Genomic DNA, 20,742 nt, shown 5'->3' with positions numbered 1-20,742 from the left:
TTTAGTTAATAGTAAATTATAGGTTAAGAGCTAACAAATGAAAATCACATATAAATAATTATATATTAAAGTTGTATTTTTGTTGTATGTAGCAATTAATCCATGTAATAGTACAAAAACGAAAATAACCGAAAGTAAAAGTGAAAAAATAATGAATAACTATATCCTTTCAATTGATCAAGGTACGACTAGTTCTAGAAGTGTGCTATTTGATTTAAATGGTAATATTGCATACCTAGAACAACAAGAATTTGACCAGCACTTTCCAAAAGATGGTTATGTAGAACATAAACCAGAAGATATTTGGGCTTCTGTACAGCAAACAATGACAGCTGTAATGAAACACCTAGACCCTCAACACGATAAGGTTATTGCCATTGGTATTACTAACCAACGTGAAACGACAATAGTATGGGATAAAATTACTGGTGAGCCCGTTTATAACGCGATTGTATGGCAAGATAGACGTACGTCAGAGTTATGTAATGATTTAAGGGCCGCAGAAAAAGAAGAGTTAATTAGAAAAAAAACCGGCCTTTTAATAGACCCATATTTTTCTGCAACTAAAATAAATTGGATTTTAGAAAATTGTCCCGATGCTAGAGAAAAAGCAGAAAAAGGCGATTTAATCTTCGGTACTGTCGACACTTATTTATTGTGGAAATTGACAGGCGGAAAAGAGCACCGCACAGACGCAACGAATGCTTCGCGAACTATGCTCTTTAATATTCATACCCAAGAATGGGACGTGGAATTACTTGAACTTCTGAATGTGCCAATAGAGATGTTACCAGAAGTAATGGATTCATCAGATGATTTTGGTGTAACAGATGAACGCTATTTAGGTTACGAAGTACCTATTCTTGCAATGGCAGGAGACCAACAGGCAGCGTTATTTGGGCAAACTTGTTTTCAACCAGGAATGGCTAAAAGTACCTATGGTACAGGATGCTTTATGATGATTAACACTGGCGATAAAGTACTTGAATCTGAAAATAGACTTCTCAGTACAGTAGCTTATAGATTAAATGGGAAACCAACTTATGCGCTAGAGGGGAGTATTTTTATTGCAGGTGCTGCAATTCAATGGCTTAGAGACGGTCTACAATTAATCCAAAAAGCTGAAGAAACAGAGTCACTTGCATGCAATACCTCACTAGATCACGGTATATATATGGTACCCGCTTTTACAGGATTAGGTGCTCCTTATTGGGATTCTAATGCGCGAGGTGCAATTTTTGGCTTAACCCGAGATACGGGTATAAAAGAGATCGTAACAGCTGGATTACAATCAGTTTGTTTTCAAACTAAAGACCTTCAAAAGTCAATGGAAGCTGATGGCGTAAGACCACAGGTACTAAGAGTTGATGGCGGTATGGTAATAAATGGCTGGCTTATGCAATTTTTGTCAGATGTTTTAGGAGCCGAAGTTGACCGTTCGACCATAAGTGAAACTACTGCTTTGGGTGTAGCTTACTTAGCAGGTTTAAAAGCGGGTGTATTCCCATCACTTGAATCATTAGCGACTAACTGGAATTGCGATAAACGATTTGTTCCTAACATGACTAAATCAAAACGTGATGAATTATATGCCGGATGGTGTAATGCGGTAAAAAAAGTACAAAGCGAATAATAAGCCGCTTAACTATAAAACCATAGCAACATATCTATTAAGGTTTATTAGTGGAGACTATTTTTATGATACCACTAAATACTCCAAGCGTAAAAATAAATAAGTTGATACTTATCTTATGGTAATTTTCAGCTGTAAAAAAGTTTCAAAATATTCATGGTTTATACTTATGCAATAGATATCATTATTGAGGGTGGTTTTATGTTTATAATTAATAAGGAATATTAAAATGTCACCTTTCTTAGCTGAAATACTAGGAACTGCACTGCTTATTTTAATTGGGGGCGGGGTTGTAGCCAATGACATACTAAAGAAAACACTAGGCCATGGCGGCGGTTGGATGACGATTACCACTGCTTGGGGACTTGGTGTTTTTATCGGCGTGGTTGTTGCCGGTCCCTATAGTGGAGCACACCTTAACCCTGCAGTAACAATAGGCTTAGCCGTAGCTGGATCATTTCCATGGTCCGAAGTTCCAAGTTATATTTTAGCGGAATTTATTGGCGCGATGGTTGGCGCTTCGTTAGTTTATGCAGTTTATAAAGATCATTTCGATGCCACTGACGATCCCACCTTAAAACGAGCTGTTTTCTGTACATCTCCAGCTATACCAAATACGTTTAGAAATATACTTAGTGAAATAATAGGGACCTTCGTTTTATTAATTTGTGTTTTTTACTTCTCTTCAGCTGAAATTGACGATGGCTCTGGCGTAAAAATAGGCTTAGGTTCAATAGGCGCTATACCTGTTGCTTTTGTTGTTTGGGGTATTGGACTTTCTCTGGGTGGGACTACTGGATATGCAATAAATCCAGCTCGAGATTTAGGCCCGCGAATTGTACATTCTTTATTACCAATAAAAGGTAAAATTGATAGTAACTGGGGTTACTCATGGATCCCGGTAGTTGGTCCAATAATAGGGAGTGTTTTAGCAGCTTTATTATATATATTAGTTAAATAATTGAAATATAGTTATTTAATTTTACTAAAAAATGATTATACACAGACTACTTTTCTGAACACACAAAAGAAAAATATAATTTATATAAGCAATATAGTTAAATAAAAAAGGGCGTGTAGCCCTTTTTTATTTAAAGCTAAGGCTATTACCAATACAAAAATATAAATAAAAAAGTATAAAAAATTTATATATCGCGACGGCGGAATTATCGATTACCACTTTGACTTAAAAATTAATAACCCAGGACTTATTTTATATCCGCATTTTAATAGTGAGCCAAAAGCAGGGTGGTTCGATAAAAATTTAAAACGTAAAGTATCACCACTTAATTACGATAATGTGGTAATGATCACTCCATCAAAAGAATTTATAGCAAGCTTACCTTACGGAAAAATCCCAGACAGAAACGACTTTACCGATCTTGATGCAGATACACGCATTAAATATTGGAATATAGTTTTTAGTGAAACAGAAAGGCTAGCTGAAGCGTTTGATAAGCAATTAAATAATGAAAGTTTCGATTCAAAGTCATACTAGTAACCTAGATTCAAATTGTAAGTGCATAACTTGTTTTGGCTAGATTAAGTGGTCAGTTGCTCATAAGCTAACTACTTTTTCTCCGGCAAGAGATTTTACAATGAGACATTACAAACAACTGACCTATGCGCAAAGATGCCAGATCGCCGTTCTAAAGAAAAGCGGTTTTACGCAACAAAGTATTGCTGAGCTAACTAATTTATCGCAATCTACGATTTCAAGAGAGCTTTCTAGAAATACAGGTAAGCGAGGTTACAGACACAAACAAGCTCATGAGCGGGCTTTGTTTCGTCGAAGAAGTGTAAGAAAACCGCTTAAGATGACACCTGAAATGATAGCTTTAATTACCCAGAAGCTTAATGAGAAGTGGAGTCCTGAACAAATAACGGGATGGTTACGCAAAGAAAGTGAACTGTCTGTCAGCCATGAATGCATTTATCTGTATATCTGGGAAGATAAAAAAGCAGGTGGTGAGTTATACCTACATCTGCGCCGACACGGTAAGAAATATCACAAGCGCAGTCATGGTAAAACAAACCGAGGGCAAATAAAAAATCGCGTTAGCATTGAAGAGCGCCCACAAATAGTTGATGAGAAAGGCCGAATCGGAGATTGGGAAATAGATACCGTCATAGGCAAAGGTCATCGAGGCGCCCTTGTTACCATTGTAGAGCGGGTTACCCAATTCACTGTATCAACTCAGGTGGCAGGCAAAACAGCACAAGCCGTCACTGCGGCGACGATAGAACTATTAAGGCCATATAGGTCAGCGCTTCATACCATCACGGCTGACAATGGAAAAGAGTTCGCTTATCACGAGCAAATCACAGAGGCTTTAAGTGTTCCTGTTTATTTTGCTCACCCTTATCACTCATGGGAGCGCGGATTGAATGAAAACACGAATGGATTACTACGTCAGTATTGGCCGAAGAGCACAGATTTTAAGGCGGTAACACCAGCGCAAGTTATACCAGTACTTGAGCAACTTAATAATCGTCCGAGGAAGACACTTGGATTTGAAACGCCTGCAAAATTGATGCAGGATCACTTGGCGGCTAAAGCCGCCTAAACGTTATGCACTTCAGGTTTGAATCCGCGTAATTTAATAGCTAATAATCCATAAATTATAAACGAAATAATTAAACGGCTGAAAGCACTTTTTTATTATAAATTTTAATCTGAGGACAGCTGTGGCAGTTTGGGAGGGAGCTACAAAAGCTGAATAATAAATACACCCCAAACATAACTAATAGTTGCATGTGTAAGTTTACGTGTCAAAATTAAGAGAAAAATATAGTTGTATGAAAATATGGAAAATCTAGTAGAAGAATCAACCAGAATTAAAGAAATGATGCCAATCTATACTGGAACATTAACAGCAATTGTAGCAATTACTGTGGGTGTTATTTCTGGGTGGTGGAATCATATGAATATGAAAGCTTCAATAAAAGGAATGGCTTCCCAAGAAGAAAAAAAAAGGAAACATGAAAAAACTGAAAAAGCATATGAGAATTTTAATATATGGAAAAAAGCATATGATATACGTACTTTTGATATGGTTTCCTATTATCACAGACATATTTCTTACGAAGAAATGATAGCTATGAAAAAAGAGCCAAATTCTCAATATGCTGGGAAAGCATTGGAAACGGTAGAGATGTTGATAGATCTATACTTATGTGAGGAATGCTTAAAAAAATTTAAAAGTGTACTAAGCAAAAGAGATGACGTTGGTAAATATTTTTACGAAAAAAATCAGAGTAAAAAAATATACGAATCATTTAAAAAAAATTTAGATGAATTTGAAGATGCATGTAATGATTTTAAAAAGCAATTAAAAAAAGCAACCACAGTTTAATGTTAAAAGGGCGAAAAGCTTTTAACATTAAAGCGATAAATATAGTAAGGTTGTGTCATAGTTATTCCTCTCTGAGTAATCGTATAAATTAATAGCTTTTTACATGATTAATTTTCCTTAGCTGAGAGATAGCGATACTGAAGTCCACGAACAGATTGAGGACGCATTTGCGTTACTAATTACGTTATATTAATAACAACCCATAAATTACGTTATGTTAAATTGCATGGGTTTTAATAAAGCGAGCGTGATTATACAAACCAGCTCGCTTTTAGGAGAGTAATTTGGTGGTTAATTAAGCTCTGAATCAACCCAAAACTTGGTACCTTTTAATACAGCTTGTAGTGCAAGGCCATTTTCGGTTACAGAATATACAGTTACTTGATCTGCAATCGCTTCGGCAACCAGTGCACCGCCTTTATCTTCATATTTAGCTGCTGCATCAGCGTTTCCGCCAAATGCCCAACCATGTTCAATAAATCTATTTAGTGCTGCTTGATTATGAAAAACCATTACAACGTTAAAATCTTTTACACCTAAACCAAGCCCTAAACCGGCTTCACCCATATTCATGTAAGTCGATTTACCAGTAAGGTTATTTTTAACTACGCCGTAACCGCCACCAAAACTGGCTAAAACAACATTTACGTTCGCGTTATCAAAAACAGCGTAACCAGCCGAATTAGCAATTTGTTTTTTAACGTCAGGTTTTTCAGCGTATAATTTATCTAATGTATTTGTTTTCATACTTTGTACAAGTGAACGTTTTTCGCTTGGTGATGCACTACCTGTAGTAGCACACCCAGTTAACGCAACAGTTAAAGCCAGTACGCTTAGTATAATTAGTTTTTTCATAATTTTTTCCTTAATAAGATATAGCAACCAACAACCATAGAATAATCACAGTATTAAAATAATTAGAGCTTTACTATGTCCAATACTAGACAGTATCGGACTTTAACGTTATTCTGTAAGCCTATTATTTAATTGAATATTTATACATTATGCTTGTTGCTTTGGTTGATACGTTAAAACAATTAAGATATCAAATTGCCCATCTAGATGACGGTACTCTAAATTCAGAATACCCAGAACTTGCATCCTTTATACAGGAAGTTGGCTTGACTGTAACTGAATCAAAAGCCGATCTGACATTCTTATATCAGTTTTTATATGTTTATGGCAGAAAATCAGAAGCAACTTATAGCCGTTTTCGAAATGAACTTGAACGCTTTTATTTATGGTCGTGGTTAATAGCAGAAAAATCAGTATTCGATTTAAAACGTGAAGATATTGAAGCTTACGTTGATTTTATGGTCGAACCTGATAAAAAATGGGCTGCAACTTCAGTGCAATGGCGTTATAAAGATGAGCAAGGAATTCGTAGATTAAATCAAAATTGGCGCCCTTTTATGCTAAAAGAATCGACTGCCAGCCAACAAACTTTATCGGCCATGTTTACTGCCTTAAATGTATTTTATAAGTTTGCCCTACTCGAAGAAAAAACATTCGCGAACTTTGTCCCTGTTGTTAAAAAAAATAGCCCGTATTTAGTTGTTCAATCACAAATTCAAATTCCTGATACATTAAGTGATATTCAATGGGAATACGTTTTTGGTGTAACGCGAGATTTATGCGAACATAACCCTGATTTAGAGCGAAACTTATTTACGCTTGCCTGCTTAAAAGGTCTTTATTTACGAATTTCAGAATTATCTGAGCGCCCACAATGGTCGCCGGTAATGTCTCATTTTTGGCAAGATAATGATGGATTTTGGTTTTTACGTATAATGGGTAAAGGTAATAAATTACGAGATGTAACCTTAAGTGATGATTTTGTTGAATATTTAAAACGATATAGATTATATCGAGGGCTACCTGCCCTTCCTCGGGTTGATGAGTCAGATCCTTTGGTTCATAAAATTCGCGGGCAAGGTGGTATGACCGTAAGACAAATTAGGCGTTTAGTTCAACAAAGTTTTGATTATGCACAGCAATCATTACTCGATGATGGTTTTAAAGATGACGCTGAACAACTTGGCGCTGCAACTGCACATTGGCTTCGTCATACAGGTGCTACACATGATGCGCAAACCAGACCGCTTAAACATTTATCAGAAGATTTAGGCCATTCTAAAATTGCGACTACCGATCAAATTTATATTCAAACAAATATTAAAGAGCGAGCAAAATCAGGACTTAAAAGGAAAATTTAATGGAGTATTTAGTAATAGCATTTATAGGCGGACTATTTTTAATTTATTCTTTAACACTTCGCCAGTTAGAAAAAACAGAAGTAACAGGCCCAATGTTTTTTGTTGTTGGGGGAATATGTTTAGCTTTAATGCTACCCAACGAAGGGGATAAAATAAAAGAAGGTGTTGATCTTTTATTACCATTTATAGAGCTTACGCTAAGTATATTTTTATTTTCTGATGCAGCTAAATCAAAGCTAAGTGTATTAAGGCATAGTTTTCAGTATCCTAGTTTACTGTTGTTTGTTGCCCTACCCTTAACTTTGTTGCTTGGTATTGCTGTTGCTTTATTTTTCTTTGCTGAGCTTTCAGTTATTCAAGCGGCGTTGCTCGCTATTATTTTAACACCTACTGATGCGGCATTAAGTAAAGGGTTACTAGCAAGTTCACAAGTGCCTGAAAAAATACGTGAAGGAATAAATACTGAAAGTGGTTTGAACGATGGATTATGCGTACCTATATTTTTAATATTTATATTACTCGCTAAAAATCCTGATTCAGCTATTACTGCAACACAAACATTAAGTGTGTTTGGCCGAGAGCTTGGCCTGGCTCTATTAATAGCTATTACAAGTATTGTTGTTTTTATACCGAGTTTAAACTTTGCAATGAAACGTCATTACTTTGCACAAAATACCAGTCCATTTTTATTACTTGGTTTTGCTATGGCTGTGTTTTCTGTCACTCAGTATTTTCATGGCAGTGGATTTATTGCGGTGTTTATTGCAGGTTTACTATTTGATAAATTTTCGACTGAAGAAGTTAGAACAGAATTAATTGAAGACTCAGAGCACATCGCAGATTTTACATCGCTAATGATTTGGTGTTTGTTTGGGTTTGTTTGTGCTTACTTAGTTATCCCGAAATTAAATACTGAAATTATAATTTACGCTTTATTAAGTACAACATTAATTAGAATAATTCCTGTTATGTTGTCACTGCAGTTTACGGCATTGAATATTAAAGAGCGTTTTACATTTGCGTGGTTTGGACCAAGAGGATTAGCATCAATTGTTTTTACATTGATGGTGATTGATACGCAAATAGAAAACAAATATCAAATAGCGACAATAGCAATGACGACTATTTTGTTTAGTGTATTTATTCACGGTATAAGTACAAAGCCAATTGCAGACAGTTTCGCTAAAAAATCTAAATAGCTTTTATAAAAATTAGTGAATTTTTTGACGAGGTATCAAGGCGTTTTTCCAGCCTCAAAAACGATCATTTAATTAAGCGAATGGGTATTAATAAAAAAGGCGTAACTTATTTTTAAGTTACGCCTTTTTTTAACTTTTATTATCTAAGTACCTGTGCGAGTAATTCAATTGGGTGTTTGGGTTTAAATTTCTCAAAACGTTTAACTTGGCTACGACAAGAAAAGCCCGTAGATAAAAGTTGCTCTGGTTTATTTTTATCTACAATTGGTTTCCAACTCATTTCGTAAAGTGCACGTGAGTTATCTTGATTTTGTGCTTCGTGGCCATAAGTCCCCGCCATTCCACAGCAACCTGTATTTGTTGTTTTTAATGTTAAACCAATATCACTGAAAATTGTTTGCCAAACATTTGCCGATTTTGGCAGTGCAGTTGTTTCAGTACAATGACTCAGTAATGTAAATTCGGTATCTGTATTTTGCTTTGCGCTTAGTGATTTAAACGATTGTGTTTCTAGCCATTCATGAGCAAGCTGCACATTAAATTCGCCACGGTTATTTTCTAAAATTGTATTATATTCATCGCGGTAACACATAACGAGTGACGCATCTAAACCGACTAACGGTGCATTAATATCATTTAATTTATTTAAAAACTCGGCTGCATTTTTAGCTGTAACTTTAAATTCATGCAAAAAACCTTTTACGTGTTGCGGTTTACCATTTGGTTTAAAAGGTAATAGCATTGGTTTTTTACCAAGTTGGGTTATTAAAGTAATAAAACTTTCTACTAATTCCGCTTCGTAAAAGCTCGTAAATGGGTCTTGTACTATTAATACATATTCACTTTGTTGCTCTGCATTTAATTTATTTAGTAAATCAAAATCGAATTTTTGTGTTTTAGTAACACGCTTTGAAAGTGCAGGTATACTTAACTGTGGTGTATCAACATAGCCAACCGTTTTTTTAATAACATTACTAACTAATGATGTTTTAACAATTGGATTTATAACTTTAGCGAACTTTGCCATTAATGGCGCGCTGTTTTCTATGTTACCAACAAGGTAATCTTTTAGCGGGCGTGCATAATAACTATGATAATAATTTAAAAAGCGCGAACGAAAAGTAGGTACATCTACTTTAATTGGGCATGCTGTTGTACATGCCTTACATGCTAAACATTCATCCATTGACGCTTTTACTTCGTGAGAAAAATCGTAAATACCTTTTCGTTTTTCGCGGCTATGAACAAAACGTTCCCACCAGGTGATTACTTCACCTTTGTTAAGCTGCTTTTCTACTTCGAGTAAATCTACATTTTTTGACTCTTGTAAACGAAGCCATTCGCGCATTAAACTTGCGCGACCTTTTGGTGAATTACGACGATCGCCGGTTACTTTATACGATGGACACATAGGTGAATTTTCATCGTAATTAAAGCATATGCCATTACCATTACAGGTCATTGCATTGTTAAAACTGGTTTTAACTTCTATTGATATTTGCTTATCGAAGTGCGATCTCTTTTGTCCATCTACACTAACTAGTGAGTCTTCACTATCGATAGGAGTACATATTTTACCGGGGTTAATGCGGTTGTTAGGATCGAAAGCTGTTTTTATTTTACGAAGTTGCGTATATAAATGCTCACCAAAAAATTCAGGGCTGTATTCACTTCGGTAACCTTTACCGTGTTCGCCCCACATTAAACCACCGTACTTAGCGGTTAGTTTTACTACTTGATCTGAAATAGTTCTAAGTAGTTTTTCTTGTTCTGGGTCGCACATATCAAGTGCTGGGCGTACGTGTAAAACCCCAGCATCAACATGGCCAAACATACCATATTGTAAATTATGGCTGTCGAGTAATGCTCTAAATTCGACAATATAATCTGCTAAATTTTCAGGGGGTACTGCAGTGTCTTCTGCAAAGGCGAGTGGTTTTTGACTGCCTTTTACATTACCTAATAAACCGACTGATTTTTTACGCATTGCGTAAATTTTTAGTATATCGCTTTTATCACTGGTTAACTGATATCCAATAACGCCATTAGTTTGATTTGCTACGCATTCATCTAGAAGCTTACAAAGTGTGTCTACTTTGTCTTTTATATCATCGTTTGATACTGCATTAAACTCGACCATGTTAAGGCCTTGCATATCTTTATTTGGTACGTCGGTTATTAAGTCCGATACTAAATTCCAAATGATGTCTTCACGCGCTAAGTTTAAAACTTTGCTATCTACGGTTTCTACCGATGTTGCGCGTGCATCAACTAAAAACGGTGAATGACGAAGTGCTGAGTCAAAACTATCGTACTTGATATTTATAAGGGTTTTAAATTCGGCAATCGGTGTTAGGTTTAATTTAGCTTCAGTTACTATACCTAATGAGCCTTCTGAACCTGTTATTAGTCGGCTCATGTCAAAAGTAAGTAAATCATCACTTAGCACATGCTCTAGGTCGTAACCGGTTAAAAACCTATTTAATCGTGGAAACTTAGCTAAAATAGCTGCGCGTTCATTAACTGAAATATCTAAAACTGTTTTATATAAACTACCAATTAAAGAGTCTTGCTCGGCTATAATTTTTGCTTTGTCGATGTTTATTGGTGAGGTACACATAGGTGTACCATCGACTAAATAAGTTGTAAGCCCTAAAACATGATCGCTTGTTTTTCCGTAAACTAACGACCCTTGCCCAGATGCGTCAGTACTTATCATGCCACCAATAGTTGCCCTGTTACTAGTAGATAAATCGGGTGAGAAGAAAAAACCATAAGGTTTTAAAAAGTCATTAAGTTGATCTTTTATTACGCCAGTTTGAACGCGTACCCAGCCTTCTTCTACATTTATTTCGAGGATTTCGCGCATATAGCGAGACAAATCTACAACAATACCTGGTGTTAACGATTGACCGTTAGTACCTGTTCCGCCACCACGAGGGCCAAAAGTTAATGATAAAAATGGGTCGCGAGATGCAGTTTGCAGTGCGAGTTGAATATCTTTTTCATTTTTTGGAAAAATAACACCTTGGGGTATTTCCTGATACACACTGTTATCGGTTGAAGCAGTAATACGCGTTGCATAACTGGCATCGGTATCTCCACTAAAACCTTGGCTTGCAATGGTATTTAGGTAATTTGCGACAAGTACTGTCGCGGCATCTTGCTGTGTAATTGTTGCTATCATGACGACGATATTTTAGGGCATTTGACTAATTATATCATGGTGATGGCGAATAGAAATTGAAGATTTTACAGTTTGTAACACTCTTTTAGTCGATTTTAATGCAGCTTAAATTATACTCAAGTTAACGAGTAATGAGGTGTGTTATATGAAAAAATTACTATTACAGATCAGTGGCGTGCTATTTATTTTGCTAGGGCTATTTTTTGCGATTTTTCCTAGGGCGTGTTGACCTTTGGTTGTTGAATTTGCAGCAGTATGTTTGGTTTTTAGGCAAGGCAGAGCCTATGTAGTGTGGTTACTCCCCATAAATAGGCGATAACGCAGCATAAATACCAAACATGCGCTGCCCAATGGGTTCTTTCCAGGGACGATTAACTCTTTGTTGCTCGATTCTTACTTAGCCCACTAGGTTACAAACCTCGCGCCGCGATTTAATCGCCCCTAGATTGAACAAATTTCAATCCACAAAGATCAACACGCCCTTAGCCTTCACTTATATTTTTTATGGCGGGTTTATTGTGTTTTTCGTTTTATTACCCTAAAGCGCGACATTACTTATCACTTTGCCAAAAGGCATTAACTAAATCATGTGCTTATTTAGATAAAAAATTAGCCCGTTAATTTAACTTTTAATTGGTTATAAAAAATGCCAGCAATACATTGCTGGCATTTTTTATAGCTTACCTATTTATTACTTTGCTAATTTTTTAGCTAGGTATAACCATGTTTCTATTACTGTGTCTGGATTGAGTGAAACAGAGTCAATGCCCTGCTCTACTAACCATGCTGCAAAGTCTTCGTGATCTGAAGGACCTTGACCACAAATACCTACGTACTTGCCTTTTTCTTTAGCTGTTTTAATTGCCATAGAAAGTAGTTTTTTAATTGCTGGGTTACGCTCATCAAATAAATGTGCGATTAAACCAGAATCACGGTCAAGACCAAGCGTTAACTGTGTTAAATCGTTAGAGCCGATAGAAAAACCATCAAACATTTCTAAAAATTCATCAGCAAGTAATGCATTTGAAGGCAGCTCACACATCATGATTACTTTAAGACCATTTTCACCACGTTTAAGGCCATGCTCTTCTAGTAGTTCAATTACGCGTTTACCTTCTTCAAGGGTACGTACGAATGGGATCATGATTTCTATGTTTGCCATATCCATGTCGTTTCTTACGCGTTTTATAGCTTCACATTCTAATGCAAAACAATCGCGGAAATCTTCAGAGATATAACGTGCGGCGCCACGAAAACCAATCATTGGGTTTTCTTCTTCTGGCTCGTATTGCTGGCCACCAACTAGGTTTGCGTATTCGTTTGATTTAAAATCAGACATACGCACAATTACACGCTCCGGTGCAAAAGCACAACCAAGCGTTGAAATACCTTCAACCAGTTTTGTTATGTAAAACTCTACTGGTGATTCGTAACCGGCAATCATGTCAGTAATTTCTGCTTTTAATGCATCTGTTTGCGCATCAAAATTTAATAACGCTTTAGGGTGAACGCCAATCATACGGTTGATAATAAATTCAACTCGCGCAAGGCCTACACCTGCATGCGGTAAGCGTGCAAAGTCAAAGGCGCGATCGGGGTTACCCACGTTCATCATTACTTTCATTGGTAGTTCTGGCATTTTATCAACGCGTGACGTTAGTATTTCAAAATCTAAAATACCTTCGTAAATAAAGCCGGTATCGCCTTCGGCGCACGATACTGTTACTTCTTGTCCCGCTTTAATTAAATCAGTTGCATTACCACAACCAACAACTGCTGGAATACCAAGTTCGCGTGCAATTATTGCCGCGTGACACGTACGGCCACCACGATTTGTAACAATAGCTGCTGCACGTTTCATGATTGGTTCCCAATCAGGGTCGGTCATATCGGTAACTAAAATGTCGCCTACTTGTACCTGGTCCATTTCTTTAATTGAATCAAGAACACGTACAACACCGCTACCAATTTTGTGACCAATTGCACGGCCTTCAACAAGTACATTACTTGTGCCATTTAATTGAAAACGTTCCATTACGTTTGAGTCTTCGTTTGAGCGGACAGTTTCTGGACGTGCTTGAACTATATATAGTTTGCCGTCGTTTCCGTCTTTTGCCCATTCGATGTCCATAGGACGACCGTAATGTTTTTCAATGATTACAGCTTGTTTGGCAAGATCTTGCACTTCTTCATCTGTAATCGAAAATTTATTAGAAAGTTCAGGGTCAACATCAACGATGTCTACTTGCTTACCATGTGCTTTGTCTTCTGAGTAAATCATTTGTATGGCTTTAGAACCAATATTACGACGTACTACTGAAGGTTTGTTTTTAAGGAGTGTTGGTTTATGAACATAAAATTCATCAGGGTTAACCGCGCCCTGTACAACCATTTCACCTAAGCCATAGCTTGATGTAATAAATACAACGTCTTCAAAACCAGACTCTGTATCAATACTAAACATTACGCCAGATGCTGACTTATCTGAACGTACCATGCGCTGTATACCTGCTGATAACGCTACACCACGGTGATCGTAACCTTGGTGAACACGATATGAGATTGCGCGGTCGTTAAATAATGAAGCAAATACGTGTTTAATAGCGACCATGACTGAATCGATACCGACAACGTTAAGGAAAGTTTCTTGTTGGCCTGCGAATGATGCATCTGGCATATCTTCAGCGGTAGCTGATGAACGTACTGCAAATGAAACATCTGCTGCAGTATCGCCATGGAGTTGGCTATATGCGTCGCGAATGGCTAGATCTAGGTTTGGTTGGAATGGTGTGTCGATTATCCATTGGCGGATATCGGCACCGACTTTAGCGAGTGTATTTACATCATCAACATCAAGTGTATCTAGGATGTCATGAATTTTGGCGGTGAGTCCTGATTGATCTAGAAACTCATTAAAAGCATCTGCGGTAGTTGCAAAACCACCCGGTACTTGTACACCTGCGTTTGCGAGGTTTGAAATCATTTCGCCAAGTGACGCGTTTTTACCGCCAACTCGAGGAACATCTTGCATGCCAAGCTCTTGATACCAGAGAACGTATTCTTGCACGGATCTTTCTCCAAAAAAAACAAATTGTAGGTCTAACTGTGAGAGTTAAGAAAGAAAACCTTTTATAAAGGTCGTCATCATTCTACACTGGCAACAGTCCTCACGTAAACCGTGGGAAACCCATTTTAGGGATTTAAACGCAATAAAAAGGTTAATTATGAGAACTGCTTTTTATATATCAGATGGAACAGCAATTACTTCAGAGGTATTTGGGCATGCGACTTTGTCGTTGTTTCCTATCGATTTTAATCATAAAACAATTCCATTTGTAGAAACTGAAGAAAAAGCGCACGAAATTAAAGCTTTAATTAATGCAACCGCTGCAAAAACAGGTGAAAAGCCTTTCGTTTTTTTTACTTTTGTGAATCACAATTTAAGTGAAATTATAAAATCGGCTGATGCAGTTACGTATGATTTTTTAACTACGTATAGCGAAAAAATAGAAAAAGAACTCAATGTAGCCCCTGTTCCAAAAATGCATCGTACGCATTCTATCCACGAAAAAAGTTATGACTTTAGAATTGATGCGGTTAACTATGCGCTTATGAATGATGATGGCGGAAATATTAAAAACTTTTCCGAGGCAGACATCATTTTAATTGGCGTTAGCAGAAGTGGTAAAACCCCGACAAGCTTATACTTAGCACTGCAGTACGGCATTAAAGCGGCTAACTACCCTATTACAGAAGAAGATTTAGATAATGAAGGTTTGCCTAAATGTTTAGTCCCTTATAAACATAAGTTATTTGGGCTCACGATTGACCCTGAGAGGCTTGCGGCTATAAGGCATCGACGTATGGCTAACTCTAAGTATGCTTCAATTAAACAGTGTCGTATTGAAGTGCGCGAAGTAGAAATGTTGTATAAGCGTCACAAAATAGCTTACTTTAATTCTACGCATCATTCTGTTGAAGAAATTTCTGCAAAAATACTGATAGAGACAGACTTGGAGCGACGTAAGTACTAACTTAGTCATCAAATTTGAAATAAAAAAAACCGCAACTAAGCGGTTTTTTTGTATCAATAAATATTATTTACGTGCGTCTTTTAGTAAATCAGCGACTAAAAAGCCTAACTCTAATACTTGGTCGGCGTTAAGGCGTGGATCACACTGCGTTTTGTAACGCTGTGCTAAGTCATCGTCAGATAAACCGTAAGCACCGCCTGTACATTCTGTTACGTGCTGACCTGTCATTTCTAGGTGAACACCACCTGCGTATGAACCTTCAGCTTTGTGTACAGCGAAGAACTGACTGATCTCGCGCATGATATTATCGAAGTTACGCGTTTTGTAACCTGAAGTCGCTTTTTCAGTATTACCGTGCATTGGATCTGAGCTCCAAATTACTTTACGGCCTTCTTGTTGAACTCTTCTTACTAGTGCTGGGAGTTTTTCTGGCAGTACGTCTGCACCCATACGCGTAATTAGCGTTAAACGACCAGGAATATTATCTGGGTTTAATGCGTCAATTAAACGAATTAGGTCGTCTGGGTCCATACCTGGGCCAACTTTAACACCAATTGGGTTTTTAATGCCTTTAAAGAATTCAATATGTGCATGGTCTAGTTGACGAGTACGTTCACCAATCCAAACAAAGTGAGCAGAACAATCGTACCAATCACCCGATAAATGGTCGCGACGTGTTAGTGCCTCTTCGTAACCAAGTAGTAAAGCTTCGTGAGAAGTGTATAAATCGGTTTCTTTTAAGCTTGGCGCAATTGTAGAGTTAATTCCGCACACTTCCATAAACTCTAGTGCGTCTTGAATTTTATCTGCAAGTTGTTGGTATTTTTCTTTAAGTGGATTTGCAGCAACAAAGCCCATGTTCCAGCGGTTAACCTGATGAAGATCGGCTAGGCCACCTTGTGCAAATGCACGTAATAAGTTTAACGTAGCGGCACTATGATGGTATGCAGTCATTAAACGTTGTGGGTCTGGAATGCGCGCTTCTTCTGTAAACTCAATATTATTAATGATGTCGCCACGGTAAGATGGTAAAGACACGCCATTAATTGTTTCTAAGTCTGCTGAACGAGGTTTAGCGTATTGACCAGCCATACGCGCTATTTTAACTACAGGGCATTTACCGCCATAAGTTAATACAACAGCCATTTGTAAAATTGTTTTGAATGTATCGCGAATATTAGCGGCATTAAAATCGCTAAACGACTCGGCACAGTCACCACCTTGAAGTAAAAATGCACGACCTTCGCACACGTCTTCAAGTTGTTTGAATAGGCTTCTTGTTTCTTCTGCAAAAACTAGAGGCGGAGCCGTTTTTAATTGGCCTTCTACTGATTTAAGTATTTCTTGATCTGGGTACTGTGGCTGCTGCAGTATTGGCAGCTCTCTCCAGCTATTTGGGTTCCACGATGACATAATTTTTCCTCATTCCTACATTACCTGATAAGAAGAAATTAACGTATGCAGACCCCTATGTTCAAGGACTAAATTCACTATTTTCCAATTATTTAGTTATGAGTTAAGTATAAAAGTAATTTTACTTAACTCAGGTGATTATATAACAATCACTTTAGTTTTATTTTAAATAAAACTAAAGTGATTAAAAACATACAATTAGAGTTATTTATTCTCAATTTTAACACATTGAGAATAAATAAAGCACAAGGGTATATTATATGTATTTTACTTAAGAACACATCATACTTAAATTGCATCAAATGTAATCTTAACTTTACGCGCTAAATTAATTATTAACTAACAGGGACTATGTGCAGGTCTAAATATATGATATAGGATTTTGTGTTGCTTATTTATATGCACTTTAAACCTAGTAGAATAACGCTGTTGATTATTCTTATGCCAGAATATACTTACAACTGACACAAGGTTAATCTGCTGATTCACCACTCATCTTCCCACCATGCCGCCAACGTTATTTAGCAAGTTGTGATAACTAAAAACTTAACTGCCAGTGGTGCCTTAAATGGCTCTCATGCAAAAATCATGTATGACATTCTAAGCTTCTGGATGATAAACCCATAGTTAAAACACGTTATAATATTAATCACTAATTAGAGAAACAACCAAAACTAACACTATTATTTTGAATACAACCGCACCAAGTTCATTTTACATTCCTCATTTATTACACTACATGAGCAATTAAGCTCTAAGCGAACTAACTAAAACAGTACTAAATTACAGGAATAAGTAGAACTATCCATCCTAGAAAAGAACACATCATGCTTATATTTGTTTTTATATTAACTGAACATCGAGTAAAATTTTATTAAAAGTTTATTCAAGGCAGAATGCATGCAATAATATGGAATTGGTAAGATGTGTTCTTTGAGGTGTGCCGTGGTTACTAAAGTGCAAATTAGGAGTCAGTTTGATTTAATGAACGAATTAACTTTAAGGTTAATTGAAGAATTAAACGAATGTGAGTTTTCCAGAGCAGAGTACTATCAGTTACCTGATGTAAGTAATTTAGATGAAAATAAGGTTCCTGAGTCCATACTTGTCTCTAAAATAACTGGAGCGCCGGCTCAAAAGGCAATTTTAAACTCCTTTTCTGACATTTATAAAAAATCGGGCTTAAGTAGTCGCGTGTTAAAAAGGCACCCTGGTTTACTTGTTATTAAAAATGCAGATAAACAAGCTTTAAATAATCGTATAGCACAGGTTAACAAAGCTAAAGCTAGTTTCAAAGAGTGTATATTGGCAATTGATAATAACGATGCCCGATTTGAGGCTGTTCATAATGCAATACCAAATTTAATAACACTTGCTGCTTATCGTAAGATTCACAGTGAGAGTGAATCACCATTTTCTGTTAGGTTTACTTGGATGCACAAGCACGCAACTAAAACGTTGACTAAAAAAATGGCCCTCGAAATGCTAGACAAATCAGCCAGTTATCGAAATCCAAGAATGATAGATCAGCAAAAATGGCAATCACTTGTAGCTCAAGAACAATTACGGATTGCTAGTTTAGGTGAAAAGGAAAAATTAAGAATTCGTCGCCCTACTCGCGTAAGCCCTCAAGTTAATGTGAGATACACAGCACAAAACCGCTATCATGTGAGCGCCGCATTACCATTTATTCTGATTAATCCAGAACCAGACGTTAAACTAGGTATCTTACCTGATTATAAAAAACCCGAAGCTCATCCTCGAAAACGTGAGTATGATTTTTTAGTTGATAGGCTATATTTAGAACAAGTTGACCGATAGCTATTATGTTAAAAAGGCCACAATATGTGGCCTTTTTAGTAAATATGTACAGTATTTAAATAACGTTTATTATTTTTCTACTATCTCTTCTATTTTATCTTCATCAATTAACACTGCATTTTCAACAATACGTTTACCGCCTTGAATCTCAATGCGTTTGTTGTGTTTGTTCAATGTAAGTATTTCATCGCAAAACTGATCAGACGGGTGCATTTCGTATATGTAATCAATAATGTTACCAGTTTTGTCATCTTTGACGTTTGTAATGCTGTATTCTGATATAGCACCTTTTTCAATCAAATCTTTCATTGTGGTGGTCATATCACGACGAAGCGCTTTTAATTTATTTTCCGTAATATCATCAGTTGAATAAATAGATCCGTATTTTTCCATAATAGAAAGTAATCTAAAATGATAAGTTTTACCTGGAGCTGCATAACGCCAAAGGTGATACAAACGAAGCATCATCCAACGCGACAATCCTCGTTTTAATTCTTGTGCACTATTAAAGTAATACCCTTTGTATTCAAGGTTATCAATCATGTTATGAACAAACGCATTTAAGCAGGCCACACACTTTACATTGCCACCTTGACCTTTTTTGCCACTAAAGTGAAGTGACGATAAAAAGTTCATATTTGACTCGTAAAACGAATCATCTATATCGGAGTTTTTAGTATCGGTTGCTGAATATTTAAATGAAAGTTTAGAACCTTGCAATGCTTCAAGTGACTCTTTAATAGCAGGATATGGCATTGACTGCCCTACCGCTTTGAGCTCTTGCGCTAATTCGTTCATAGAAAAAACAACCGCGTATTGAATACCGGACTTAAAATTAATTTTTACTATTTTGCCTTTAGAAGCTAAACGAATAAGTGCTCGTTCTACTTTTTCTTCTCTGTCCGATGGCCAAACAAGATACTCAATATCTTCGCCATCTTTACGAGTACTGACAACAGCAGGGGTAATTTTTATCTCACCATCGTATAAAATACCATCTACTTTCTCCGATATTTTACGCGTAATGATTGTTTTTTTAGGCGCTTCTTCAAGTGGCAATTTTTTATAGCCAGAGCGAACAAAACGGCCCCACAAATCATAATGATTAAACGTGTTTGAATATGCACGTAAACCATGAGCTGCATTTTCAATAGAAATTCGCACGTCTTTGTTGTCTGTAAATAGTGCTAAACTTTCGTTATCAATTGCACTTTCCACCCCGTGGATTTGGCCCCTGAGTGTATCGGGCAAATTATCTACCGAGATGTTGACCTTTCGGCTCATTGTTCTTATTTCCATTTTTATTGCGACATCTAATAACAACACATTAAACAACAAAAGTTAAATGTTTAAGTTAGTATAAAAGTGATCTGACTTTAAATAAAACGTTTAGATCACTATTATACTAAGTAATGTACATAACTTGCGATTTCAGATCATATTTTTACTAACTAGGTCATCTCAAATCGGTTTTTTACTAACTCAGCTGTTATTTTGTCCATCACAATGGCTTTATTTTAAAATTTAGCACGACAAATTCATACGAAAATTAATATCCCTGTGGATAAAGGCTTATCGAGTTAGCATAGATCTGATCTGTACCAAGTACAGATCAGATCTATACTAATTAAACGAACCTATTGACGCTAAGGTTAGTGCATAACTTTATAATTTACTTAGTAAAAAATTGTTCTCAAGGGCTCTTTCTGTTCATAACCTTGTGCGCAACCTGTGCGTAACTTGATTTAAAAAATAAGGCTTAGTAAAAAGGTGATCTGCAGGTAGATAAAGATCTGATCTTAACCAAGTATAACGCTGATCTGCTTTTTTTTATATTATTTATATTAATCATAATGTTATGTGTTAATTTAAGGTCCTTAACC

The 20,742-nt window shown here is 36.5% G+C and carries 13 protein-coding genes and 1 pseudogene; 9 read left to right on the top strand and 5 right to left on the bottom strand.

Translation table 11 applies throughout. The annotated features are described in order from the left end of the window. The first annotated feature begins 151 nt into the window (after nucleotides 1–151). The 5 genes and pseudogenes from glpK (at nucleotide 152) to RB214_RS18985 (ending at nucleotide 4,989) form a co-directional block, all read left to right on the top strand. Nucleotides 152–1,633 (top strand): glycerol kinase GlpK, encoded by a 1,482-nt coding sequence (glpK, locus tag RB214_RS19005; RefSeq protein ID WP_309169136.1) that lies wholly within the window; start codon nucleotides 152–154, stop codon nucleotides 1,631–1,633. 229 nt (nucleotides 1,634–1,862) lie between these two features. Continuing rightward, nucleotides 1,863–2,594 carry an MIP/aquaporin family protein gene (locus RB214_RS19000; protein WP_024591022.1) on the top strand — a complete coding sequence of 244 codons (732 nt, stop codon included), beginning with the start codon at nucleotides 1,863–1,865 and terminating at the stop codon, nucleotides 2,592–2,594. Nucleotides 2,595–2,780: 186 nt separating this feature from the next. Next, nucleotides 2,781–3,131: pseudogene (locus RB214_RS18995) on the top strand (patatin-like phospholipase family protein); the annotation flags it as partial. A 100-nt stretch (nucleotides 3,132–3,231) separates the two neighbouring features. After that, nucleotides 3,232–4,200: an IS30 family transposase gene (locus tag RB214_RS18990; protein WP_309167075.1), complete on the top strand. Its 969-nt coding sequence runs from the start codon at nucleotides 3,232–3,234 to the stop codon at nucleotides 4,198–4,200. Between the two features lie 240 nt (nucleotides 4,201–4,440). Further along, nucleotides 4,441–4,989: a hypothetical protein gene (locus tag RB214_RS18985; protein WP_309169132.1), complete on the top strand. Its 549-nt coding sequence runs from the start codon at nucleotides 4,441–4,443 to the stop codon at nucleotides 4,987–4,989. Nucleotides 4,990–5,280: 291 nt separating this feature from the next. Here RB214_RS18985 and RB214_RS18980 read toward each other — a convergent pair whose 3' ends face one another. Beyond that, nucleotides 5,281–5,844, bottom strand: a complete 564-nt coding sequence (locus RB214_RS18980; protein ID WP_024605345.1) for a YSC84-related protein — start codon at nucleotides 5,842–5,844, stop codon at nucleotides 5,281–5,283. 149 nt (nucleotides 5,845–5,993) lie between these two features. On the opposite strand from RB214_RS18980, the gene RB214_RS18975 reads away from it, so the two are divergent. Both RB214_RS18975 and RB214_RS18970 read left to right on the top strand, forming a co-directional pair. Continuing rightward, nucleotides 5,994–7,205 (top strand): tyrosine-type recombinase/integrase, encoded by a 1,212-nt coding sequence (locus tag RB214_RS18975; RefSeq protein WP_309169129.1) that lies wholly within the window; start codon nucleotides 5,994–5,996, stop codon nucleotides 7,203–7,205. Beyond that, complete coding sequence (locus RB214_RS18970) at nucleotides 7,205–8,404, top strand: cation:proton antiporter (RefSeq protein WP_309169127.1); 1,200 nt, start codon at nucleotides 7,205–7,207, stop codon at nucleotides 8,402–8,404. The genes RB214_RS18975 and RB214_RS18970 overlap by 1 nt, the downstream gene beginning before the upstream one ends. A 139-nt stretch (nucleotides 8,405–8,543) precedes the next feature. Here the strand turns inward: RB214_RS18970 and RB214_RS18965 are convergent, their stop codons facing one another. Continuing rightward, nucleotides 8,544–11,591: an FAD-binding and (Fe-S)-binding domain-containing protein gene (locus RB214_RS18965; protein WP_309169126.1), complete on the bottom strand. Its 3,048-nt coding sequence runs from the start codon at nucleotides 11,589–11,591 to the stop codon at nucleotides 8,544–8,546. A gap of 691 nt (nucleotides 11,592–12,282) precedes the next feature. Beyond that, on the bottom strand, nucleotides 12,283–14,658 hold the full coding sequence (gene ppsA, locus RB214_RS18960; protein WP_309169124.1) for a phosphoenolpyruvate synthase: 2,376 nt from the start codon (nucleotides 14,656–14,658) through the stop codon (nucleotides 12,283–12,285). A gap of 157 nt (nucleotides 14,659–14,815) precedes the next feature. Here ppsA and RB214_RS18955 point away from each other — a divergent pair, with 157 nt between their 5' ends. Beyond that, complete coding sequence (locus tag RB214_RS18955) at nucleotides 14,816–15,625, top strand: pyruvate, water dikinase regulatory protein (RefSeq protein ID WP_007583184.1); 810 nt, start codon at nucleotides 14,816–14,818, stop codon at nucleotides 15,623–15,625. A gap of 63 nt (nucleotides 15,626–15,688) precedes the next feature. On the opposite strand, the gene RB214_RS18950 is transcribed toward RB214_RS18955, so the two are convergent. Then, the gene (locus tag RB214_RS18950) at nucleotides 15,689–17,038 is read right to left on the bottom strand and encodes a class II 3-deoxy-7-phosphoheptulonate synthase (protein ID WP_024596521.1); all 1,350 of its coding nucleotides are present in this window, start codon (nucleotides 17,036–17,038) and stop codon (nucleotides 15,689–15,691) included. A gap of 945 nt (nucleotides 17,039–17,983) precedes the next feature. Here RB214_RS18950 and RB214_RS18945 point away from each other — a divergent pair. Next, on the top strand, nucleotides 17,984–18,859 hold the full coding sequence (locus RB214_RS18945; protein WP_309169121.1) for a DNA replication terminus site-binding protein: 876 nt from the start codon (nucleotides 17,984–17,986) through the stop codon (nucleotides 18,857–18,859). Nucleotides 18,860–18,928: 69 nt separating this feature from the next. Here RB214_RS18945 and RB214_RS18940 read toward each other — a convergent pair whose 3' ends face one another. Further along, nucleotides 18,929–20,143 (bottom strand): replication protein A, encoded by a 1,215-nt coding sequence (locus RB214_RS18940; RefSeq protein ID WP_309169119.1) that lies wholly within the window; start codon nucleotides 20,141–20,143, stop codon nucleotides 18,929–18,931. Nucleotides 20,144–20,742: the final 599 nt, after the last annotated feature.

The organism is Pseudoalteromonas sp. HL-AS1 (genome assembly GCF_031198785.1).
GTDB lineage: Bacteria > Pseudomonadota > Gammaproteobacteria > Enterobacterales > Alteromonadaceae > Pseudoalteromonas > Pseudoalteromonas distincta.
The sequence above is the reverse complement of the archived record's forward strand: the minus strand, read 5'-3'. Positions and strand labels throughout refer to the sequence as shown.